This window comes from Desulfoprunum sp. (genome assembly GCF_053613775.1).
This window is the reverse complement of sequence record NZ_JBSHXH010000008.1, coordinates 160,613-182,706: the sequence shown is the minus strand read 5'-3', so window position 1 is coordinate 182,706 and position 22,094 is coordinate 160,613. Positions and strand designations below refer to the sequence as shown.

At 59.2% G+C, this 22,094-nt stretch carries 21 protein-coding genes, 1 tRNA gene and 2 pseudogenes; 17 read left to right on the top strand and 7 right to left on the bottom strand.

Annotated elements, in window-relative coordinates; genetic code table 11:
- Positions 1 to 22 precede the first annotated feature (22 nt).
- The 3 genes from ACWGKN_RS15665 to ACWGKN_RS15655 are packed head-to-tail and all read left to right on the top strand — an operon-like array spanning position 23 to position 2,606.
- Complete coding sequence (locus ACWGKN_RS15665) at positions 23 to 1,288, top strand: beta-ketoacyl-[acyl-carrier-protein] synthase family protein (RefSeq protein WP_452095593.1); 1,266 nt, start codon at positions 23 to 25, stop codon at positions 1,286 to 1,288.
- Complete coding sequence (locus ACWGKN_RS15660) at positions 1,288 to 1,764, top strand: acyl-CoA thioesterase (protein ID WP_052159664.1); 477 nt, start codon at positions 1,288 to 1,290, stop codon at positions 1,762 to 1,764. Before ACWGKN_RS15665 ends, ACWGKN_RS15660 begins: the two co-directional genes overlap by 1 nt.
- Positions 1,743 to 2,606 carry a polyketide synthase dehydratase domain-containing protein gene (locus ACWGKN_RS15655; protein ID WP_452095592.1) on the top strand — a complete coding sequence of 288 codons (864 nt, stop codon included), beginning with the start codon at positions 1,743 to 1,745 and terminating at the stop codon, positions 2,604 to 2,606. The genes ACWGKN_RS15660 and ACWGKN_RS15655 overlap by 22 nt, the downstream gene beginning before the upstream one ends.
- Positions 2,607 to 2,642: 36 nt before the next feature.
- Here the strand turns inward: ACWGKN_RS15655 and ACWGKN_RS15650 are convergent, their stop codons facing one another.
- The gene (locus tag ACWGKN_RS15650) at positions 2,643 to 3,032 is read right to left on the bottom strand and encodes a hypothetical protein (RefSeq protein ID WP_035226852.1); all 390 of its coding nucleotides are present in this window, start codon (positions 3,030 to 3,032) and stop codon (positions 2,643 to 2,645) included.
- Between the two features lie 106 nt (positions 3,033 to 3,138).
- Between ACWGKN_RS15650 and ACWGKN_RS15645 the strand changes: the two genes are divergently transcribed.
- The 3 genes from ACWGKN_RS15645 to ACWGKN_RS15635 are packed head-to-tail and all read left to right on the top strand — an operon-like array spanning position 3,139 to position 7,752.
- Positions 3,139 to 3,876: a hypothetical protein gene (locus ACWGKN_RS15645; RefSeq protein WP_052159663.1), complete on the top strand. Its 738-nt coding sequence runs from the start codon at positions 3,139 to 3,141 to the stop codon at positions 3,874 to 3,876.
- Complete coding sequence (locus ACWGKN_RS15640) at positions 3,873 to 6,941, top strand: methyltransferase domain-containing protein (RefSeq protein ID WP_452095591.1); 3,069 nt, start codon at positions 3,873 to 3,875, stop codon at positions 6,939 to 6,941. The genes ACWGKN_RS15645 and ACWGKN_RS15640 overlap by 4 nt, the downstream gene beginning before the upstream one ends.
- Positions 6,942 to 6,948: 7 nt before the next feature.
- Positions 6,949 to 7,752 carry a polysaccharide deacetylase family protein gene (locus ACWGKN_RS15635; RefSeq protein WP_452095590.1) on the top strand — a complete coding sequence of 268 codons (804 nt, stop codon included), beginning with the start codon at positions 6,949 to 6,951 and terminating at the stop codon, positions 7,750 to 7,752.
- On the opposite strand, the gene ACWGKN_RS15630 is transcribed toward ACWGKN_RS15635, so the two are convergent.
- Positions 7,744 to 8,235: an RrF2 family transcriptional regulator gene (locus ACWGKN_RS15630; protein WP_035226711.1), complete on the bottom strand. Its 492-nt coding sequence runs from the start codon at positions 8,233 to 8,235 to the stop codon at positions 7,744 to 7,746. The two genes, ACWGKN_RS15635 and ACWGKN_RS15630, sit on opposite strands and share 9 nt — an antisense overlap.
- 141 nt (positions 8,236 to 8,376) lie before the next feature.
- Between ACWGKN_RS15630 and ACWGKN_RS15625 the strand changes: the two genes are divergently transcribed.
- Positions 8,377 to 8,748 carry a pyridoxamine 5'-phosphate oxidase family protein gene (locus ACWGKN_RS15625; protein WP_424253665.1) on the top strand — a complete coding sequence of 124 codons (372 nt, stop codon included), beginning with the start codon at positions 8,377 to 8,379 and terminating at the stop codon, positions 8,746 to 8,748.
- Between the two features lie 144 nt (positions 8,749 to 8,892).
- Here the strand turns inward: ACWGKN_RS15625 and ACWGKN_RS15620 are convergent.
- Positions 8,893 to 9,800 (bottom strand): annotated as a pseudogene (locus ACWGKN_RS15620) (LysR family transcriptional regulator).
- 176 nt (positions 9,801 to 9,976) lie between these two features.
- On the opposite strand from ACWGKN_RS15620, the gene ACWGKN_RS15615 reads away from it, so the two are divergent.
- The 10 genes and pseudogenes from ACWGKN_RS15615 (at position 9,977) to ACWGKN_RS15570 (ending at position 20,017) form a co-directional block, all read left to right on the top strand.
- On the top strand, positions 9,977 to 11,197 hold the full coding sequence (locus ACWGKN_RS15615) for an MFS transporter (RefSeq protein ID WP_452095589.1): 1,221 nt from the start codon (positions 9,977 to 9,979) through the stop codon (positions 11,195 to 11,197).
- 422 nt (positions 11,198 to 11,619) lie between these two features.
- Positions 11,620 to 12,522, top strand: a complete 903-nt coding sequence (locus ACWGKN_RS15610) for a radical SAM protein (protein ID WP_035226703.1) — start codon at positions 11,620 to 11,622, stop codon at positions 12,520 to 12,522.
- A 364-nt stretch (positions 12,523 to 12,886) separates the two neighbouring features.
- A complete protein-coding gene (locus tag ACWGKN_RS15605; RefSeq protein WP_452095588.1) occupies positions 12,887 to 13,357 on the top strand; it encodes a hypothetical protein in 471 nt (156 codons plus the stop codon).
- A 566-nt stretch (positions 13,358 to 13,923) separates the two neighbouring features.
- Positions 13,924 to 14,232, top strand: coding sequence for a hypothetical protein (locus tag ACWGKN_RS15600; RefSeq protein ID WP_452095587.1), 309 nt, complete (start codon positions 13,924 to 13,926; stop codon positions 14,230 to 14,232).
- Positions 14,233 to 14,472: 240 nt separating this feature from the next.
- On the top strand, positions 14,473 to 15,120 hold the full coding sequence (locus tag ACWGKN_RS15595; RefSeq protein WP_452095586.1) for a DUF2145 domain-containing protein: 648 nt from the start codon (positions 14,473 to 14,475) through the stop codon (positions 15,118 to 15,120).
- Between the two features lie 54 nt (positions 15,121 to 15,174).
- Complete coding sequence (locus ACWGKN_RS15590) at positions 15,175 to 15,540, top strand: hypothetical protein (RefSeq protein WP_052159659.1); 366 nt, start codon at positions 15,175 to 15,177, stop codon at positions 15,538 to 15,540.
- Between the two features lie 450 nt (positions 15,541 to 15,990).
- Positions 15,991 to 17,382: a dihydrolipoyl dehydrogenase family protein gene (locus tag ACWGKN_RS15585; RefSeq protein WP_452095585.1), complete on the top strand. Its 1,392-nt coding sequence runs from the start codon at positions 15,991 to 15,993 to the stop codon at positions 17,380 to 17,382.
- 47 nt (positions 17,383 to 17,429) lie between these two features.
- Positions 17,430 to 18,168: pseudogene (locus ACWGKN_RS15580) on the top strand (type I restriction endonuclease subunit R); the annotation flags it as partial.
- Between the two features lie 821 nt (positions 18,169 to 18,989).
- The gene (locus tag ACWGKN_RS15575; RefSeq protein ID WP_035226689.1) at positions 18,990 to 19,667 is read left to right on the top strand and encodes an alpha/beta hydrolase; all 678 of its coding nucleotides are present in this window, start codon (positions 18,990 to 18,992) and stop codon (positions 19,665 to 19,667) included.
- Positions 19,667 to 20,017 carry an SIR2 family NAD-dependent protein deacylase gene (locus tag ACWGKN_RS15570; protein WP_452095584.1) on the top strand — a complete coding sequence of 117 codons (351 nt, stop codon included), beginning with the start codon at positions 19,667 to 19,669 and terminating at the stop codon, positions 20,015 to 20,017. Before ACWGKN_RS15575 ends, ACWGKN_RS15570 begins: the two co-directional genes overlap by 1 nt.
- Positions 20,018 to 20,218: 201 nt before the next feature.
- Here ACWGKN_RS15570 and ACWGKN_RS15565 read toward each other — a convergent pair.
- The 4 genes from ACWGKN_RS15565 to ACWGKN_RS15550 all read right to left on the bottom strand — a co-directional run bounded on the left by ACWGKN_RS15565 (position 20,219) and on the right by ACWGKN_RS15550 (position 22,028).
- Positions 20,219 to 20,305 (bottom strand) — tRNA-Leu (locus ACWGKN_RS15565).
- Positions 20,306 to 20,448: 143 nt separating this feature from the next.
- Positions 20,449 to 21,084, bottom strand: a complete 636-nt coding sequence (locus ACWGKN_RS15560) for a transglycosylase SLT domain-containing protein (protein WP_452095583.1) — start codon at positions 21,082 to 21,084, stop codon at positions 20,449 to 20,451.
- 36 nt (positions 21,085 to 21,120) lie between these two features.
- Positions 21,121 to 21,765 carry a fructose-6-phosphate aldolase gene (gene fsa, locus ACWGKN_RS15555; protein WP_452095582.1) on the bottom strand — a complete coding sequence of 215 codons (645 nt, stop codon included), beginning with the start codon at positions 21,763 to 21,765 and terminating at the stop codon, positions 21,121 to 21,123.
- A complete protein-coding gene (locus ACWGKN_RS15550) occupies positions 21,762 to 22,028 on the bottom strand; it encodes a YHS domain-containing protein (RefSeq protein WP_052159656.1) in 267 nt (88 codons plus the stop codon). The genes fsa and ACWGKN_RS15550 overlap by 4 nt, the downstream gene beginning before the upstream one ends.
- Between the last annotated feature and the right edge of the window lie 66 nt (positions 22,029 to 22,094).

Below are 22,094 nucleotides of genomic sequence, written 5' to 3'. Positions count from 1 at the left end.
CGGAAGGATAAGGACGGAGACGATGAAGGCACCACTCAACCGCCGGGTCCAGGTTATCGGCTACGCCGCCGCCACCGCCCTTGGCAACACCTTCGGCCGGACCTGGGAGGCGGCCGCCGCCGGCCGGGCCGGGTTCCGCCGCCTGAGCCGGTGCGCGGTCGAGAGCCGCAGCAACGTGGTGGGCGAGATCCCCGACTGGGATCCGGCGGCCTTCGGCTATGTCAGCCGCAAGGAAGCCTCGCTGTGGAACGCCGGTTTCGTCTTTCTGACCATGGAGACCTGCCGCCAGGCACTGGCCGATGCCGGCCTCGAGATGGATACGGCCACCGGGCCGAGGACCGCCTGCCTGATCGGGTCCGCCCTCAACGGCACCGATTCCTTCCGCATCGCCATGGGCAACCATACCCGGCTGGGACCGCTCAAGGTCAGCCCCTACCTCCTGCCCAATCTCTGCGCCAATCTCCCGGCCGGCAAGGCCGGGATGCTGCTGGGCTTCACCGGGCCGATCTTCTCGCCCCAGGGGGCCTGCGCCTCGGGCAACCACGCCATCGCCATCGGCGCCCGGATGATCCGCGACGGCGACTGCGACTTCGCCCTGGTCGGCGGGGTCGAGACCTGCCTGGTGCCCGAGATCATCCTCGGTTTTGCCAACATGCTGGCCACGATCAATGTCGGGCCGAAGGACCGGGCGCACGAGGATCCCGCCCAGGCCTCCCGCCCGTTCAGTGTCGACCGCAAGGGCTTCGTCCTCGCCGAAGGGGCGGGAATCCTGGTGCTGGCGGCGGAGGAGGCGATCCAGGCCCATGGCCTGGCCCCCCGGGCCGAGGTGCTGGGGATCGGCTGGAACTCCGACGCCCACCATTTCACCCGCCCCAATCCGGCCACCGTCGTCCGGGCGATGCGCGATGCCATCGACGACGCCGCCCTCGCCGTCGAGGATGTCGATGCCGTCAATGCCCACGGCACCTCGACCCCGACCGGGGACGGGGTCGAGGCCGACTGCCTGCGCACGGTCTTCGGCCGAAGGTTGCCGAGGATCCCTATTTCCGCCAACAAATCCCAGGTCGGCCACTCCCTCGGGGCCTCGGCGGCGATCGAGGCCGCCCTCGCCATCGAGGCGATGCGCCGGCAGGTCGTCCTGCCGACCGTCAATCACCGGCCCGATCCGGGCCTTGCCGACCTCGATGTCGTCCCCAATGCCGCGCGTCGTTACCCCCATGAGATCGTGCTGTCCAACTCGTTCGGTTTCGGCGGCACCAACTGCTGCATCGTCTTCCGAGGTATGTGATGCGACCGAGACGCTTCATCCCCGAGCCGCTCGACAACCCGGCCTACGTCCGCGACCGCAACAGCTCGCTGGTCTGGCACCGCTGCGAGCTGCGCACCCTGTACGTCGATACCGACCGGTCCCAGGTGGTCTACCACGCCAACTATCTGCGCTATTTCGAGTTCGGCCGGACCTCGCTGATGCGCGACGCCAACTATCCGTACAAGCAGATCGAGGACAGCGGCTACGTCTACCCGATCATCAAGACCGAGCTCAACTATCATTCGCCGCTGTATTACGATGACCTGATGATGATCCACACCCGCCCGGCGATGATGGAACTGGTGAAGGTGCAGTTCGACTATCTGATCACCCGGGCCGATAACGGCGAGATCGTCTGCACCGGCTTTACCCGGCATTGCGCGGTCAACGGCAACGGCCTCCCGGTGGAGATCGATGCCCGGACCATCGCCCTGTGGCAGCAGTTCCCCCGCTGATGTCGACCTTCCTGATCCCCCTTGCCCTCCCCGTCCAACCCTGGGCCCATGACCACCGGTTCGCCGGCCGGACCATCCTGCCGGCGGTGGAGTCGATGCGGCTGCTCGCCCTCACCGCAACCGAGGCTTGCCCCACGGTCGATCCGAAGATCATGACCGATACCGCTTTCACCAGGTTTGTGGAAATCGCTCCCGACGCCGCGGTGCTCGAGATCCTGGTCAGGCTGACGGAGGTGAGTTCCGGCGTTGTCCGGGCCGGGCTGTTGTCGCGGTCGAGGGTGAAGGCGATGACGAGATTGGTCAGCCACTGCGACCTGACTTTCGCCGCCGCACCGTCTCCACCGACCGAGGTGAGGTGCCTTCCCGCTCCGCCAGCCGCCAATTCCGCCCTGGAAATATCGGTCGATCGGATCTACCGGGACCTGGTGCCCTTCGGCCCGACGTACCGGACCCTTCGCGACCGGCTGCGGTTGACGGCGGATATGGCCTGGGGCCGGGTGCGGGCCCCGGAGCTGCCGCGGATGGACGGGGTTCGGGGACCGCTCGGCAATCCCTTCCCCCTCGACGGGGCGATGCACGCCGCCTGCGTCCACGGCCAGCGGCTGGTCGATTTCATCCCCTTCCCGGTCGGGTTCGCCGCCAGGGTCATCGCCCGGCCGACCGAAGGTGGCGAGTCCTATGCCGTTCGGGTCCGACTGCGGTCACGGGCGGACAATGAACTGGTCTATGACCTGGCGATACTTGACGAGGGAGGGTGCCTGCGGGAGACGGTTACAGCCCTGCGGATGCGGGATGTGAGCGGCGGGCGGATCAGGCCGCCGGCATGGGTCAAGGCCTCCTGACACCGAACGGCACCGGTGGCGGCCGACCCGGCCGGCCTACTCCTCCGGATCGCGCCGCTGACCGGTGGCGGTCCAGGCGAGACACCGCTCCATGGTGATCCTGGTCAACCAGCGGCAGAAAATGAGGGAATAGACGGCTCCGGACAGGTACATGCCCAAAAGAAAGACCAGGTGCGAGAACCCGTAGGTCAGCGGCCCGCCCACCACCACCAGCCAGGGTTGCCGCCACTTGACCGCGAGAACGCCGAGGGCGGCGATCGCCGGCCAGCCCAGGAGAAAACTGAGGCCGATGGCCAACACCCCGAGGATCACGGCCGGCGTCGGTTTTTCCCGGAACGCGGCGAGATCCGCCCGTTCGGTGATCGCCCGGCGGACGAAATCGGTGGCGGCAACATACAGAATGATCCGTTGTGATAGTCGTTTCACGAAAACCGGTAGCGCCCGCCAGATGGCGGGATGAAAGAGTGGATGGGGATACCTGTTGTTTCGATCGGCATCATCTATTGTATCCCACCGAGGAAAGGGAAGCAACATGACAGCTCCAAACCCTGCAGTACCACCTTCCTGCTGGACATTTTTTGACAGGATCTACTGCATCACCCTCGAGAGCCGACCCGATCGACAGTTCGAGGCCAGGCGGCAATTCGCCGCCGTCGGCCTGGCGGACCTCGTCGAATTCATTGTCGTCCGCAAGAATATGGCCGATCAGGCGCAGGGGATATTTCAATCGCATATGCTCTGTCTGCAGAAAGGCCTGGCCACCGGTGCCCGTCACATTCTGGTCTTTGAGGACGATGTCTTCTTTCGCGGCTTCAACCGGCAGCGCCTGGAGGAGGCCTGCCGCTTCCTCCACGACAACGCACGGTGGCAGGCCTTCTTCCTCGGCTGCATCACCGGCGGCTCCTCGCCGACCGCCACCAGGGCGGTGCGCAGGATCAGGTACCGCTGCCTCGCCCATGCCTATGCCGTCAACCGCCCCTTCGCCGAGGGCCTGATCCGCGAGGAATGGCGCGGCATCCCCTATGACACACTGCTGTGCAGATACCGCGACGGACTGTACGCCCTGCATCCGATGTGCGCCTATCAGGGGCTGGCCGGCAGCGACAACCGTACCGTGGTCCTCGACCGGCTGCGCAACCTGTGCGGCGGCCTGTCGTTTCTGCAGAAATGCAGTGAGCTATTTCAGAACAACAAGGCGGTGATCTTCGCCGCGCACCTCCTGATCGCCATCATCGCCATCGTCCTCCTCGCCCTGCGCCACCGCCCATGAACGAACAGCGAGTCAACTTCCCCCTGCTCCTGCTTGTCCTGGCCCTGATCGGCGGCGCCGCCGCCCTCGGTCTGACGCGCCTGGATATCGAGACCGATGTGCTCAAGTCGCTGCCCACCGACGAACGGGTCATCACCGATGCCCTGGCGATCTTCGAGCACCATCCGGTCCATGATCAGGTGGCGGTGGACCTCGCCATTGACCGGGACGATGCGGATATCCTGATGCACTGCGCGGCCCTGGCGGAGGAGAGGATGCAGGCCAGCGGCCTGTTTGCGGCGATCGGCATGGGCGAGACCGGGGCGATGCTCCCGGCGCTGACCACGCATATCGTCGAAAACCTCGCCCTTCTCTTCACCGGCGAGGAACTGGAGCGGACCGTGCTGCCGCGGCTGTCGGAAGATGCGGTGCGGACCCGGCTGCAGCAGACCGTCGAAGGGATGCGGGGGCTGGAAGGCATCGGCCAGGCCGGCTTGGTGGCCGCCGACCCGCTCGGGTTGAGGGAGACGGTGCTCGCCAGGATGCTGCCGCTGGCGCCGACCCCCGGGGCCACCGTGGTGCAGGGCCGGCCACTGTCCCGCGACGGCCGGCACCTGCTCATTACCGCCAGGCCCAGGGCCACCGGCAGCGATACCGCCACCGCCAGACAACTGGCCGAGCTGTTCACCGCTATCTCGAGCGAGCTGGCCGCCGAATACGCCGCCGCCGGCATCGGCGTCACCGTCACCCCGGTCGGGGCCTATCGGGCGGCCCTCGACAACGAGGAGATTATCCGCCACGACGTCCAACTGGCCCTGGGCATGACCACCGCCGGTCTGGCCTTATTGCTGCTCTTCGCCTTCCCCCGGCCGTTGCTCGGTCTGCTCACCCTGGTACCGGCCCTGGCCGGGACGGCGATGGCCCTGCTGGTCTATTCCCTGTTTCACTCGTCGATCTCCATCCTCGTCCTCGGCTTCTCCGGGGCGTTGATTTCCATCATGGACGATCACAGCATCACCTATCTGCTGTTTCTCGATCAACCCCAGGCCGTCAGGGGCAAGCATGCGGCCCGGGAGGTGCAGGCGATCGGCGGCACCATGGCCCTGCTGACCACCGTCGGCGCCTTCATCGTCCTCAGTTTCAGCGGCTTTCCGGTCTTCGCCGAACTCGGTCAGTTCACCGCCCTGGGATTCCTCTTCGCCTATCTCTTTATCCACTTCGTCTTCCCGAAGATCTTCCCGCTCATGCCCTCCGCCGGCAACCGCATCCCGCCTCTGCGCCCCCTCGCCGAAGCGCTGTTCAGTACCGGCAAGGTCGGGGCGGCGGCCGCGGTGCTCCTCGCCGCCGTTCTGCTGTTCTTTGCCAAACCGGAATTCCGCATCAGCCTCAGCGACATGAACACCGTCAGCGACGCGACCCTTGCGGCTGATGAGCTTTTTACCGGGGTCTGGGGGAAGATCGGCGACCGGGTGTACCTGATGCACACCGCCGGATCTCCGACCGAGCTGCAGCGGCACAACGACCGGCTGCTGGCCCGGCTGGAGACCGATATCGAACAGCAGCGCCTCCAATCGACCTTTTCCCCATCGATGATTTTCCCCGGCGAGGAGCGAGGCCGACAAAATCACGCCGCCTGGCGCCGATTCTGGACCCCGGAGAAAATCGAGCAACTCGGCAGGACATTGATCCGCGAGGGCCGCGACCTGGGGTTCACCGCCGAGGCCTTCGCCCCTTTCATGGCCCGGCTCGTCGACTCCGCCCCGCCGACGACCGTCCTGCCGCCACCCCGTTACCATTCCCTGCTCGGGATAACCGCCAAGGAGTCGGGACCGTTGATCCAGTTCATCACCATCTCGCCCGGCGGCACCTATGATCCCAACCGATTTTTTCAGGATTACGGTCGGGACGGCAAGATTTTCGACGCCGCCCATTTCTCCACCCGCCTGGGCCGCGTCCTCTTTTCCACCTTTGCCGTCATGCTGCTCATCATCGCCGTGATGGTCACCCTACTGCTGTTTCTCCAGTTCCTCGACTGGCGTCTGACACTCATCACCCTGACGCCCCTGGTCTTCGCCTTCATCTGCACCCTCGGCACCCTCAACCTGATCGGCCATCCCCTCGATATCCCAGGACTCATGCTGACGGTCGTGATCTTCGGCATGGGGGTGGATTATGCCATCTACACCGTCTGCGGCTGCCAATGGTACGGGACCATCAACCACCCCTCCCATGTCCTGTTGCGCAGCGCCCTGCTGGTGGCGGCGGCCTCGACCATGATCGGCTTCGGCGTGCTCTGTTTCGCCAGCCATTCCACCCTGCGCAGCGTCGGCATCACCTCCCTCTGCGGCATCGGCTATGCCCTGATCGGGACCTTCCTGCTCCTGCCGCCGCTGCTGAAGGCGCACTTCCGGGACGATGCGGCTGCCATGCCGACCGGTCCGATCGCGGCGCGGGTACTGCACCGCTATCGATTGCTCAAGGCCTACTACCGGATGTTCGCCCGGTTCAAGCTGCGTTACGATCCGCTGTTCCAGGATCTCGCCAGGATGCTGGGGCCGGAGCCGAAGATCGGCAGGATCCTCGATATCGGCTGTGGCTATGGGCTGCCGGCCTGCTGGTGTCTCGAGGCCCTGCCCGGCTCGATGGTGACCGGAATCGATCCGGACGCGGAAAGGGTCAAGGTGGCCGGGATGGCGGTACGGGAACGAGGGACCATACTCCTGGGGGCGGCTCCTGATCTTCCAATGGTCATCGGGAGCTTCGACCTCATTCTCCTCCTCGACATCCTGCATTACCTCGACGAGGAGCAGCTCACGGCCACCCTGGTCCGCTGCCGCCGATTGCTCGATCCGGGAGGCAGGCTGGTCATCAGGTTCGTCATTCCCCCTCCCCTCAGGAAGTCGCCGGCCTGGCATTTCGAGGACTGGCGGTGCAGATGGACCGGTCTGGTCCCCCACTACCGCCACCCGGAACAACTTCGGGACCGGATGGCAGAGCACGGTTTCGTCAACGTCCGGCTCTCTCCCACGGCCGATAGTGAACTGTTCTGGATTGTCGGATATGCCAGCGAAAAAGAAGATCAATAAATCCGGAATGAGATCCCGCCTCAGTTGGGCCGAGACCTGCGGAATTGTCGCCCTGACCCTGGCCGCGCCGCTGGCCTGGTGGCAGCCTGCTTTGGCAGTGGTGCCGCTAACGGTGTTCGTCGGGCTGTGTGTCGCGGCCCCCTTTTTTCCGCAATTTCCCTTCTATACGGAGACCATCAGCAGGGGCCGTGCCGGCATTGAGGCGATTTCCCTGACATTCGACGATGGCCCGTCCCCCTCGTCGACGCCGATATTGCTTGATCTTCTGGCCAGATATCGGCTCAGGGCCACTTTCTTTGTCGTCGGCAAACAGGCCGAAGCGTATCCGGAATTGATCGCCGGGATACTTGCAGGCGGCCATAGCATCGGCAATCACTCCTACGAACACAGCAATTTTCTGATGCTGCATTCACCCGAAAGCCTGTTCAGCGACATCGAGAAGACGCAGAAAATTCTCGCCAAGGCCGGCATCCGTCCCCTCGTCTTCCGACCTCCCGTCGGGATTGTCAGTCCGGTGCTGGTGCCGGTGCTCGGCAGGATGGATTTGAAAGTGGTCAATTTCAGTTGCCGGGCCTTCGATCGCGGCAACAGGAATATTCACCATCTCGCGGCGAGGATTCTGCGCCATCTGCGACCGGGCGATATCCTGCTGCTGCACGATATTTCCCCTGCCGACCGGTCATTGTCGGCAGACTGGCGGCAGGAACTGGATGTTCTCTTCAGAAACCTGGCGGAGCAACACAGAGTCCTGCCGTTGGAGGAACTGATCGGCCATCCGGTGATGGTTCCGGTGCCGGCTCAGTCAGAATAAATCTCTCGCCCAGGCGGCGATCGTTTTCTTTTTCTCGGCGGTAAAATCCTTCTCCACCTGGTCGTGCAGCCAGCGGAGCGACCGGGTTTTCAACCGCTCTCGCATCAGATCCTCTGCCTCCTGAATGACCACCTTGATCAGACAGGGACACTTGTCGGTAAAGAGGCCGGGATCATCGACAAAGATATTTTTTTTCCGAATTTCGACGCATTGGAAAAAATAGGAGGCCCCTTCAATCGCTTCGATGATATCCCAGAACGAGATATCCTCCGCTCTTCTCGCCAATTCATACCCCCCTTTGACCCCTGCAATCGAACGCACGATCCCGGCCTTTCGCAGCCTGGCGAAGACCTTCGAGAGATAACTCTCCGTTATTTTGTTTAATTTCGCTATCTCTCTGATTCCGACCGATTTGTGTTCGGGGAGATCGACCATGTAAAAAAGCGAATGAAACGCGTATTCAACGCCGATACTCAACTGCATTCTTTATCTCCTTGGATGAATTGCAATTTCATTTAGTTACCAGTTGTCCATAAAAATCGGTTGACTTTCACCGCGTCACCGTATAAAAGATATCATAGATACATTTTATCCACAATTAAATTCCACCCACGGAGTGCAGACATGTTCACAGACAAATTTTTGGAAGTAATCGGCAAGGAAGGCGTCGTTTCCATAGTTTCATGTGCCGATGGCGAAGCCCACGTCGTCAACACCTGGAACACCTATCTCGTCAACCCGAACGATGGCAGGCTGTTGATCCCCGCCTGGGCCATGCGAAAGACAGAGAAGAAAACACTGAAAAACAATACAGTCTTACTCACTGTCGGCAGCAAAGAGGTCATTGGGCGCAATGGGCCGGGATGTGGGTTCCTTCTCGAAGGAACGGCCAGATTCATCGCCTCGGGTCCGGAATGGGATATGATGAAGGCCGGGTTTTCCTTCCTCACCCGCGTGCTCGAGGTGACCGTCACCTCGAGCAAGCAAACGCTCTGATGCGACTCAGGCCCGCTCCGACCGCTGTCGGCAATCGGCAGCTGTCAGAGCCGCATATTTACATGGAGCGGACGGCGATATCTCACGGCCCATGGCTGTCACGGGGAAGCCCCAATGCATTCCGGAATGGACCGCGATCACATCCTACTCTTTTACCCGAGGCTCCTCAATTTCCGCCACCTCCCCGACTATCTCCAGAAACGAGCGGAGCGTCGGCGACTCGTCGGCGGGACGCCAGATCACCGCCATGTCCGAGGTCGGCACCGGCTGTTTCAGCGGCCGGTAGACTACGCCTGTACGCCGCAGGCTCTTCAATGAGGCAGGAAGGATGGATACCCCTTTCCGCCGGCGATCAAACTGACGATGGTCGGGGTCGTCCGGGCCTCCTGGGCGATCTTCGGGGAAAATCCCGCCCGGGCGCAGATCCGGATGAACTGATCGTAAAATCCGGGTGCCACCTGGCGGGGAATCTGGATAAACGATTCCTCGGCGAGCGCCTCTATGGCGATTTCCTCCTGCTGGGTCAAAGGGTTGCCCTCCGGCAGCGCAACCATTAATTCCTCCCGCCAGATGACCCGCATGGCCAGCGATTCGGCATCGGCAACAGGGGAGCGAACCAGACCGACATCGATCCTGCCGGCCTTCAGCGCCACCACCTGCTCCTCGCTCGTCAGGTCCTGCAGGATGAGCGATATCCCCGGATACCGGCTGCGCATCAGGCTGAATATGGTGGGGACTTTGCCGTAGACGGCCGAGCTGACGAACCCCACCGCCAACTGGCCGATCTCGCCGCGAGCGGCACGCCGGGCTGCCCGAATTGCGTATTCGGCCTGGGTTACGGTCTTTCTGGCCTCGTCGAGAAAAACCACGCCTGCCGCAGTGAGGACCACCTGCCGCTTGGTCCGCTTCAACAGGATCACACCGATTTCCTCTTCCAGCAACCTGATCTGCTGACTCAAAGGCGGCTGCGACATGGCCAGTCGTCTGGCGGCACGGCCGAAGTGCAGTTCTTCGGCCACGGCAATAAAATATCTGAGATGTCTGATTTCCATGACCTTTAATATCTTTTGAGTATCAATAGCAGCCTGATAATATATTGGACATCTTAGTCCGGCAATATTAATCTCCTCCATACTCGGCGGAACAGGCGAGAAATCGTACCCATACCCTCGGATACCAAGGCTGCAACACTCCGAAGGGACCAGGCCTTATTGTCAGAACGAAAAACATGTTGGGAATCTCAGAAGCACGACGGCCGGCACTGGAAACGGCCGAATCGGGGACCGGGGAGAACACCGCCGGCAGCCGGCTGGGCGTCCACATCGCCTTATTCGTCACCGGTTGCGCCACCTTCGTCAATCTCTATGTCACCCAGCCCCTGCTGCCCCAGTTCCGCGAGATTTTTCACGCCTCCGAACTCATGGTGAGCCTTACGGTGAGCGCTCCCGTGCTGGCGGTGGCCCTGGCGGCACCGCTGGTCGGCCTGCTGGCCGACGCCCTGGGGAGAAAACGGGTGATCGTTGCCGCCATGCTCGGCCTTTTTCTGCCCACGCTTCTGGCGGCGACGGCGACCGATTTGCACCAGCTGATCTTCTGGCGTTTTCTCCAGGGTCTCTTCATTCCTGGCATTATCGCCGTGGCGATGGCCTATATCAGCGAAGAATCCCCGCGAGGAACTGTCGGCTCCACCATGGCGACCTACGTCACCGGCACCGTGGTCGGAGGGTTTTCCGGACGCTTTATCGCCGGCCTCTGCGCCACCCATTACGACTGGCGCCTCACCTTCATCGTCATCGGCGCCATCACCCTTGCCGGCAGCCTCGCCACGTGGTGGCTCCTGCCGCGCTCCATGAAATTCGTCCGGCAGATCGGCACGACGGCCTCCCTCGCCTCTCTCCGCCTCCACCTGAAAAACCCGCAACTCCTGGCAACCTATGCCATCGGCTTCAATGTCCTGTTCTGCCAGGTCGGCTCGTTCACCTACATCAATTTCTATCTGGCGGACAAACCCTTCCTGCTCGGCCCGGCCGCCCTCGGGGCCATCTTCACCGTGTATCTGATCGGCGCGGTCATCACCCCGGTATCGGGCGTAATCCTCGACCGTATCGGCTACCGCCGGACATTACGGATTGCTGTCGGAATGATCGTCGCCGGCATCCTTCTCACCTTGATCAGGTCGCTGCCCGTCATTATTGCCGGGCTGACCCTGGCCTCGACCGGCGTCTTCGCCTGCCAGGCCGCCGCGTCCAGCTATGTCGGCAAGGCTGCCGGCAGAGCCCGTTCCTCGGCGGCAGGACTCTATGTGGCGTTTTATTATTGCGGCGGAGGCTTCGGCTCGATCCTGCCCGGCCTGTTCTGGTCGCAAGCGGGATGGGTCGGCTGCGTCGCGTTCATCCTGTGCATGCAGGCGGTGATTCTGGTTCTCGCCGGCATATCGTGGAAAGACTGAAGTGCCGGATTTGTTCACTCTCGTGACACTGTTCCGATACAACCTATCGGGACGCCGCCCCGCAGTTGTGCAGCACCGCTTCCACTTGTAGATGACTCCCCCGTCCCCGACCTTGCGAGGCAATCCTGAAATTCGTCCATTTGCTGTACATCTCCATCTTGCAACTGTCCATTCGCTGGTCATTTTTTCCCCAGCTCCGTGTAATCATCGGCAGCAGGCGGCAAGTGGATGACCATCCAACGCTTTAATATAATACACTTTACAGATATCCAGGAGGGTGCTGCGACTGTTCGCTTCCTTTTGGCACATTTTTCGCTGTACGTCATAGTCAATCGGAAACGGAATCTGCTGTTGACGGAGCATCACGGCTCGGAGCAGGTCCGCCATCCCTGCCGATTCCCGTCTATTTCCAGGAGCTGATAATGAAATATACGATCTGCGTCACTCAGCGTTGCAACCTTCGCTGCGACTACTGCTATATCGGCAAACGCGATATTTCCCTGTCACCGGATGCGGCGCGGAAAATCGTCGATTTTGCCTACCGCAACACCCCGGCGGACGAGAAGATCACTATCGGCTTTTTTGGAGGAGAGCCTCTGCTTGAGTTCGGGCGGATCGGCAGCATTGTCGACCTGATCGAAGGGCACCCCGATTACACCCCGGAGCGGGTGGAGATGACGGTGGTGAGCAACGGCACCCTGTTTTCGGAGAAGAGCGCCCGGTACCTGCGGGACCACAACATTGCCTTCGGGGTGAGTTACGACGGACCACCGACGATTCACGACAGCTCCCGCTGCTTCGCCGACGGACGCAAATCCGGCAAGCTGGTGGAGCAAAATCTGAAGCGGGCCGTGGCGGAATTGCCGGAGACCCTGGTCAATGCCGTCTATGGCCCGCCGACATTCCATCTGCTTCCCCACGTGGTCGACTATTTTTCGGAGCTCGGACTTCGGCACATTTACCTCAGCCCGGATTTTTCGGCCCGCTGGACTCAAGCCGATGCCGACATCCTTGCCGACCTGTTTACCGAAATCGGTGCCTTTCACGAGGGTGCATTCACCCGAGGGGATCCTCATTTCATCAGCCTGATCGACGCGAAGATAGCGGTGATTCTGCGAGGCGGCTACGGACCGAACGAGCGTTGCCGAATGGGTAGGGGCGAGTATGCATTCAGCGCCGACGGATTCATCTACCCCTGTGAACGCCTGATCGGCGAGGGCGGAGGGGGTGGCCATTCGATCGGCCATATCGATACCGGCATCGCTCCGGACCGGCTTGCCTGCCACCCTGCCCGCCCGCGAAACAGCCCCCTTGGCATGCACTGAGTGCGGCATCAAGGAGTACTGCATGAATTGGTGCGGATGTTCCAACTATATGTCGTCCGGATCCTATCGGCGGCCCGGGGCCTTCGTGTGCGCTTCGGAACGAGCGGCGATCGAGGCGGCTTTTGCGGTCATCCAATCCCTTGAGGCCCGGATTTTTGGTCCGGCCCTGTTCTCGCATGGCACAGGAGAATTCGCAGCGGGTTCATTCAACGCCAGACTTCTTCAGGGGCAGGAGGGAGCGGTCTCCTGCTGAGGGGGGACCGGCACAGAAAAGAGAGTGCGGTTTTACTGACCGGCCTGCTCGCAACCCGGCATTTTGCCGGGATTGTTGAATACGGAAAAAACCAATCAGAAGGAGATCACCATGACAAGTCTATATGAATTGCCGCCGGACATCGCCCGAAAAATCCGCAACCCGAAGTGGTTGGATTTCGGCAAACCGCGAGATTTTTGGACCATGCACGTGAAACTGATAGATGAAATGATGAAGAAATATGGCCTTATTCCGGCGGAATCGGTTGATCTGCCGCTCAGGCAGGACATGGAGGCGATGGAGATGCGTGCAGCGACGGGAAATAAAGAACGGACGATCTGGCCTCGACCGTTTCCTGGCGGCATGCTGATCCCGCATTTTCATTACAAAGGGGAAGTGTATCTTGTCCCAGAAAAGGAGTGGCGTAAAATATCTCACAATATCAAAGAGATATTCGTGAAAAAGTTGTCCGATGCGAACCGGCTCAGCTTTGATCAGACCATGACTCTGTCCGAAACAATCGATTCCATCCGAGGGTTGAGGGCAGAGACGGGTTTTGCATCCACCGGACAGCAACGATGAATGCTGCACTTCGGCGAATTGAATATCCGGGCCGTGGCCCGCTCATCAGCACCTCGAGGGTGATTGATTCTTTATGGGCAGGTAGCAGTTCCTCCGAGAACCCTGCTGAGAAAGGGCGTCTCATGACCAGGGAACCGTTTGTCTGCCGGCGCCGAATCTTCTGACATCCAGCCTGAAAAGGAGGGAGATGGCGACATCTTTCCTCCTTTTCGGGTGTTTATCACTTTTTTCTATCTCTGCATAACCCTACAGCGCAACATGTCAATATAGACACAATATGCAGTATTCGTACTCCGAAGCGACCTACAGCATGTGGCACACATGTTCATAAGTGCCGTTGTAGGGCTAGTACGGCTGCAGCACATGGTGGCGCAATCATTTTGAATTACATTGAATATTGGTGATTTGCCAGCAACCAGCATGCTTTCTGAGAAATATCCTACTAACTCGACAATAAATAGCAATAAAATATGAAACAGCCGGGAAAGAATGGAATTTCAGTGGACCACCAGACAGACTGATTGAAAAAAAAGCCATATCAAGCTCAATTGATCAAGGAGAACCCCATGAAAAAAACCATCTGTGTTGGACTGTTGGCCTCCTGTATGTTTCTGGGGGTCGGATCCGCCCTTTTAGCCGGCGAAACGGAAAGTGGTAAAGCGGTTCGCCATTCCGGGGAGGCTTCATCCCAGGCATCCAGGGCAGTTGTTCATGGCGCCACCGCCAGCGGACAGGTCGTATCCGGTGCTGCGGCCGTTCCTTTAGCGGGCAGCGGTGCCGCCAGCGGTGCTGCCGGTGCCGCAAGTACGTCAAGCAGCCGAAGCACTTTCGGACAGCGCAAACACGGTTTCAGGCCAGCCATTGCCCGTGGCTGAAGAAACAATCACTGCCGGCCCGCCGCCTGATCAGGCCCTCAAGCAGGACGAGCAGGATACGTCCGCAAAACAATAACTGAACCGGGAGACGAGACGATGAAACATGGCGGACGTTTTTTCAGCGCTTTTCTTTGTGCGATATTTCTCCTGCCATCGCTGGGACTTGCCAGTCATAGCAGTGGTCAAATTTACTTTTCTCCCGAAGAGATTATCGGGTTCTCAAAAAAAGTGGAAAAGGTCATGGCTGCCAAGGGGGCGCGAGTGGCCCTGGTCGCCAGAGTAGGCCGCCCACGGGAAAAACTTCCCGAGGGCATCTCCTGGACCCATACCGGCATTGCCGTCTACTCTCTGATTACAACGGCGGATGGCCGCCAACTTCCCGGCTATGCCATGTACAACCTCTACCAGCGCAGCAAAGAGCCTGATAAGAGTGATCTGATCATGGACTATCCGGTGGATTTTTTCGGTGCTGTTGAGGTGCTGGAGGCCGGTATTGTTATCCCGACACCAGAACTGCAGAAGCGGATTCTCCAGGTGATGTCCTCGGAAACCTACAAAAAGATCCACAACCCCCACTATTCGGTCATAGCCAACCCATATACCCTCGATTATCAGAATTGCACGGAGCATACCCTGGATATCGTTTTCGCCGCCATCTACCATACTGACGATATCAAACAGATCAAGGCAAACGAAAAGGCATATTTTGAGGCCCAGCGGGTGAATGTCAACCCGATCAAGCTCGCTTTCGGCTCAATTTTTGCCGCCGATGTCACGGTCAGCGACCATCCGGGTCAGCCGGTTACCGCGACCTTTGAATCGATCAGCAGTTTCCTCCAAAAATTCGGGGCGGTAAGTGAGTCTTTCACTGTCACCCCGACAAATTAGCAGAAACCTGGCAAGGAGCCCTCAACATCCATATCACTGGAGGAGCAGAAAACTATGCGAAAATATATTTACGTGATTTTCTCGTTTGTTTTGACAGGGATATCCGTTCACTCCCATGCTGGAGAACAGGCCAGTACCCAGTCGGTGCAACACTCCGGTCAGGCCTCGGCTCATTCCGCCCAGGCTGTCTTTTCCGGCCTTATCGCCAGCGGTCAGGCCGCTTCAGCGGTTTCTGCGGTTCCGCTGGCGCTGAGCGCCAGCGCCGGCGTGGTCAGCGGGGAGGCAGCCAACGCGCTCCTGGATATCGCAAACACACCCATTGGCACACCATTGCCGATAACTGAAGAAACGTATTCGAGTGCAGGTCCCCCGCCCGATGAGGCGCTCAAGGGAGACAATAAAAGCGATACCAAGCCATAACGCCATATGTGAAGGGAGGGACGAACCTCGGATTACAAAGCCAGCCGGTGTTCGGTTTTCTGTCCAACACCTCGATCCCCATGCGCTTCATCGGATAGGAGACGCTGCCACGGCTTATGCCGGTCAACTGGACCTGCCGTTTGGTTGGAAGTGCATGGGTGCGGTCGATCATCGCTTTGCGCTCAGCAATCACACCATGGTTGACAATCACACCAACCGGCCGGATTGACAACTCGCCCGCCACGGATATACCATTCTTCAGGCCAACCGGTAAGAAACCTCATCTTGCGGATGGTAATCGAAGAAACCACCTATCTGCACTTTCCAGGAGGTTGATGACTGTTCAATGAGTTATTGGCAAAGTCCCCATTGTTCTGATGGCGATCCGTTCCTACCTGAAGCCCGACCTCAATCCTGCTCCTTCCTCTTCAGACAACTCGGAGTTACTCCATGGTTCACGACTACGACATCATCATCCTTGGTGCCGGCACCACGGCCTTTGCCGGAGCGAGAATCGCCGCGATGGCCGGTAAAAAGGTGGCGATGATCGAGAAATCCCATATCGGCGGTACCTGTGTTAATTGGGGATGCATCCCGAGCAAAACCCTCATCCACAAGGCAGAGATGTATAATGCGGCCCGCAAGGGGATGCAATGGGGGCTGAACCTGCAGGCAGGCGCCCCGGATTGCGGTACGTTGATGCCTTTGAAAAAGGCCGCGGTGGAGGCGATCCGGATGACCCTCTATCAACACGAATTGGACGTCAGCACCGGCATCACGCTCATCCGTGGCCGCGGCCGGTTTGTCAGCCCGAAGGAAATCCGGGTCGAACAACGGCTCTACCGGGCACCGCAGATTCTGATCGCCACCGGTGGACGACCACGTTCCGTCGCCCTGCCTGGTCTTGATACGGTCAACCATATCAACAGCTACAGCGCAATGCGCCTCGCCTGCTTTCCCGAGTCCATTACGATTCTCGGTGGTGGGGTTATCGCCCTGGAGATGGGGCAGATGTTCGCCCGGTTCGGCTCCAGGGTCACCATACTCGAACGCGGACCGCGCCTGCTGGCCGAATTCGACGAGCGTCTCACCGAACAATTCAAACAGATGCTGCAACGGGACGGTGTCGAAATTTTCTGTGATATAGAGGCCAAGCGGGTCGAGAAGGTGGGCGACAAAACCTGCCTGTACGCCCGGATCAACGGTGCCGAGGTGGCGTTTGTCGCCGAGCGATTGATGCTCGCCATCGGTACCGAGCCGGCGACGAAAGGGATCGGCCTGGAAGAAATTGGTGTGGCCACCAACGCCGCCGGTTTCATAACGGTCGACAACCAGCTGCGATCCAGCATTCCCGGCATCTGGGCCGCAGGCGATGTCACCGGCGCTCCCATGGTCGCCCCCAACGGGGCGCGGGAAGCGCAGATTGCCGTCAGAAATATGCTTGATCCGCGTGGAAATCATACCATCGATTACCGTTTCTCACCGATGGCGGTATTCGTCGACCCGGAGTTTGCCACGGTCGGCCTCACCCATGAACAGGCGAAAGCCCAGGGCTACCGTGCCGTCACCACCTACCTGCAGCTCGACCGGGTGCCCAAGGCCCATGTGATGGGCGAATTGCTGGGCGGCGTCCTGCTCACCGCCGAACAGGGGAGCGGCAGGATTCTCGGCGTGCAGATGCTCTGTCCGCGGGCTGCCGATATCATCCATGAAGCCACTCTTGCGGTTCGCTTCGGGCTGACCGTGGTGGATTTGATCACCACCGTCCATGTGTACCCCAGTATCAGCGACGGCCTCCGTCAGGCTGCCTTGCTCAATGCGACAACCCAGGGTCTGGTGTGACCCCCGGTCTCCAGCAGGCAGAACAGGCACTCCATAGGTGCGGTAATTACCAGACGGCGGAAATGGAGGATGTTTCTGACCCCGACCTGATCTTCGACCTGTACGACAAGCTGCGGGCGGGCGGCATCTTTCTGTGGCAGGAGGTGGAGCAGTTCTGTGCCGCCTATCTGATCAAGAGCAAGAGCAACGCCGCCATCGCCAATATCTGCAAACCGGCGGTGGACCGGTGGAAAGTGCGGTACAAGTCGGCCATCGAGGCCTATAAGGAGGCCAGGATCATCTTCGAGCGCACCGGGAAGACCGGTGACGCCGTCCTGATCGCCAACGCCGACAGCAGCTTCAAGGCCTGCCGGAAGGAGAAGGATGGGCTGGAGATCTTCAAAAAGCACCTCGGCAGCTTTGTCCGGTTGTATGAGTTCATGTCGCAGATCGTCGAGTACGACGACAGGAACCTGGAAAGGCTGTGCCTGTATGCCCGCAACCTACGGCCCATGCTGCGGGAGGAACTGCTCGACGAGGACGGCATCGACCTGCAGGGAATCGTGCTGAGCCACTACCGGCTGTCGAAGATCCACCAGCAGAGCCTGAAGCTGCAGGAGAACAGCCCTGATTACCAGCTGAACCCGGGGGATGGGCTGGGCTCGGCCAAGGCCAGGGACCGGAAGGAGGAACTGATCTCGCAGATCATCCACCGGCTCAACGAGTTGTTCATCACCGATGAGCTGACCGACAACGACCTGGTCAACTTATGCCTACACCATCCGCGACAAGGTCCGGGAGAACAGCATCTGCGGCATATGCCACGGTCAGGCCGGCAGCAAGAGCCAACGTCAACAGAACAGTTCCGGTCTTTTTCATTGCCATTCTCCTTGAGTTGAGATTCGGGCACTACGGCGACGCCATTGTGCCAGGCACCCTGTTCACATAAGGGAAGCACTGCATTCCCGCACGACAGAACCCGACCGAAGTCGGTCTCAGCATGATAAAGGGGGTCCGAATCAAATCTCTGGTGCGATGATAAAGAGCATTGTATCACAGAATCGGAGCCGAGAACAACGCCTCGATCTTCTCGATCGCATGCGCCGCAAGGCCCTTTTCAGGTGTCGTATTTCCAGTTGCAGGTGCCGATGCTGATCGATGCGCGGGTGCCCATGTCATGGACAATCAGCGGATTTGGGAGCGAGGCAATAGGGGGCATGTTTTAGGCTCTGCGATGAAATTCGCACCTGTATCGAGACCCTGCCGGATGTGCTACGCTGAGAAACCGATGCAAAACGAGACACCCGACAACCGGCGGAAAGCGGCAGGTCAGGTGCAGGCATTCCAGTAAACCGGCAACAGACTATGACCGCTCCAGACAGTCACCAGGCGGAAATCAATCGAAGAGTGAACAGTACGAGGTGGTCAGAGCTGGGGCTATTACCTTCTCTCCCTTGCAATACGGGACGATCTCCGGTCGACACCTCTCTCTGTGCCGATGTGTCGATATATGAGGATCTCAGGAGATCTGGAAAGGATGGCGGGCAGGCAAAGGACTGTGATACAATCTATGCGTATTATTGACACCCTGCTGAACAGCAAACCGATCCTACCAGACGAGAGCAACGATGACACTTTTACCGGCCATAGAGCAAGAAACGAACGCCCGTCCCGACAGCACGGTGATCTGGCTGCACGGCCTGGGGGCGGATGGCAACGACTTCGCGCCGATCGTCCCTGAACTGCGATTACCCGCTACCGCGGCCATACGGTTCATCTTTCCCCATGCGCCGGCCATACCGGTGACTATCAACGGCGGCTATGTCATGCCTGCCTGGTATGACATCATGGAGATGCAGATCGACCGCAGGATAGACAGCAAGGGCCTCATGGCATCGGCCCGGGCGATCAACGGTTTTATCGACCGGGAACTCGACCGGGGCATCGACAGCCGGCGGATCATTATTGCCGGTTTTTCCCAGGGCGGGGCGGTGGCATACCAGGCCGTTCTCAGTCACGACAAGCCGCTCGGCGGCCTGCTGGCCATGTCCACCTACCTGGCCACTGCCGATAGCCTTGAATATAAAGCTGTCAACAAGGAGATCCCGATCAAGGTCCAGCACGGCTTGCACGACCCGATCGTTCCCGAGCATCTTGGCCGTAAAGCTGTGGCCCGCCTGATCAAGGAGGGCTACCAGGTGAGCTATCAGAGTTATCCGATGGAACATTCGGTCTGCCCGGCCCAGATCGACGACATTTCCCAATGGCTGCAGAGCATTCTATCGACGGCCTGTCGATCCTTGTGATGAAGACTATCACCCCCGGCAAAAACGAAACCCACCTCGAAGAAGCGGTGGCGAAATTCAGACAGACCCGGTCCGCCGCTGCACTCACCGGCGCAGGCATCTCCGTTGCCAGCGGCATCGCCGACTTCCGCAGCCCAGGTGGAGTATGGACCGTCTTCTCGCCGGATGAATACGCCACCCTCGACGTCTTTCTCCACAGTCCGCACAAAGCCTGGAAGCTGTATCGCGAAATGGGCAGGGGACTGATCGGCAAAAAGCCAAGCAAAGGACACAGGGTACTTGCCGAACTCGAGAAAAAAGGTTTCCTCAAGGGACTGATCACCCAGAACGTGGACAATCTTCATCAATGAAATATGGAACTGGCCTTGGTCGAGCGGATTGAAGTGATCTTGTTGTGATGGTTGCCATTGTGTTCCTCTCTACTGGTAGATTTGTAGTAGATCGGAACGACATATTTGAACTACTCTCGGGGGATGGAAACACCCTGACAGGAGCAGAAATAACAAAAGCGTGACCCTAAGAACATCTTAGAATCACGCTTAGTTACTAAATGGTGCCGGAGGTCGGGATCGAACCGACACGGAGTTGCCTCCGCTGGATTTTGAGTCCAGTGCGTCTACCAGTTTCACCACTCCGGCGCTGGGAAAAACTTATACCGTACCACTTCCCCTTCAGTCAAGCAGAAAGGGGGGAGGATGTCGTCACCTCTTCGGCAAGATCGACGACTGATCCCCGTTCGACCTCGAATCGACCACAGGCCTTCAGGTCGACCGCTCCCGTATCATCCACCCGTTGCCTTGTACATCCGGTAATTGAACAGGACCTTACGCACATAATCAATGGTTTCCGGAATCCTTGGGACCCCGCCGGTCCGCTTCACCAACCCTGGGCCGGCGTTATAGGCCGCGAGGGAGAGGATCAGATTGCCGTCAAAGGTGTCGAGAAGACTTCGCAGGTAGCGCACTCCGCCATCAATATTTTCTCCCGGGTTGAAGGGATTGTCGACCCTGAGGTCCTCGGCCGTTCCCGGCATCAGCTGCATCAGGCCCTGGGCGCCTTTTCGGGAAATGGCACGGTGATTGAAACCAGACTCAGTCCGTATCACGGCCTTGATCAGGTGCGGGTCGATATTGTACATACGTCCGACCTGTTTGATATACTGATCATAGGACGAAGGAGCGGCAGACGAAAAAGCGGTATCCCCTCTGTACACCCTGAAGGTGTTGCGGGGACTTTCAATGTATTTCTGTCGAGGGGTGAAGGGCTTGCAGTTCTGCCCGGTCGGGGTATTGGTAAAATGCGTTCTCCCCCGGCCATCATCGCAGACGAACATGTCGGCCCGACCTTCAACTGCTGCAAAGAGACAGACCAGCGACCCTGCCACCACAAGCGTTGTCCAGGAACATCGTCTCTTCACACGGATCCTCTCGAGAAAAAATTGAATTTTAAACCGCTATTTCTTTCTCTTATCCCAATCCGCCAGAAATTGCTCGATTCCGCTATCGGTAAGAGGATGTTTGGCCAGTTGCGCGATAACCTTGAAGGGAATGGTGGCGACATCCGCCCCGATCAAGGCCGCATCGACGACATGCTGCGGGCTGCGGATGCTGGCCACGATCACCTCGCTCTGGTAGCCGTAATTGCTGAATACGGTCATGATATCCTGGATCAGATCCATGCCGCTGACGCCGATATCGTCCAGTCGCCCGACAAAGGGACTGACGTAGGTTGCCCCGGCCTTGGCGGCGAGCAGGGCCTGCGCCGTCGAGAAGACCAGCGTCACATTGGTCTTGATTCCTTCGGCGGCAAGCCGCCTGACCGCCTTGAGCCCCTCGGTGGTCATCGGCACCTTGACGACGATATTGTCGTTGATCGCCGCCAGTTTCCGGGCCTCGCCGACCATCCCTTCGGTATCGAGACTGACCACTTCGGCGCTGATCGGGCCATCGACGATCTGACAGATCTCGGTGATGATCGCCTCGAACGGTTTGTTTTCTTTGGCGATGAGGGATGGATTGGTGGTCACCCCATCAACCATCCCCATTTCCACACCTTGTTTTATCTCATTTATATTAGCGGTATCAATAAAGAATTTCATTTCTCTTCTCCCTGTTGGATAAAAATGTTGCAGCACTTTTCGCTGCAGAAATAGATGATCTCGCCCTTGTGCTGTAAGTGAATGGCCTGCTGGCGCGGCACAAGGGTATGGCACACAGGGTCTTCAACAAGCACATCGCTGACCTTGGCGTCGCTGTTTGGCGGTACCGCTTTCTTCTCGACATCCCGCCTGCCCTTCAGGCTCCCGACCAGCAACCGATACGCGAGAAATATCAAAATGGCAAGGATGACAAACCGAAGCACAATTTCCTCTCATTACCAGCGCACAGAGAATGTACGAATCTGAGGTTAACTAATACGCTGATATTA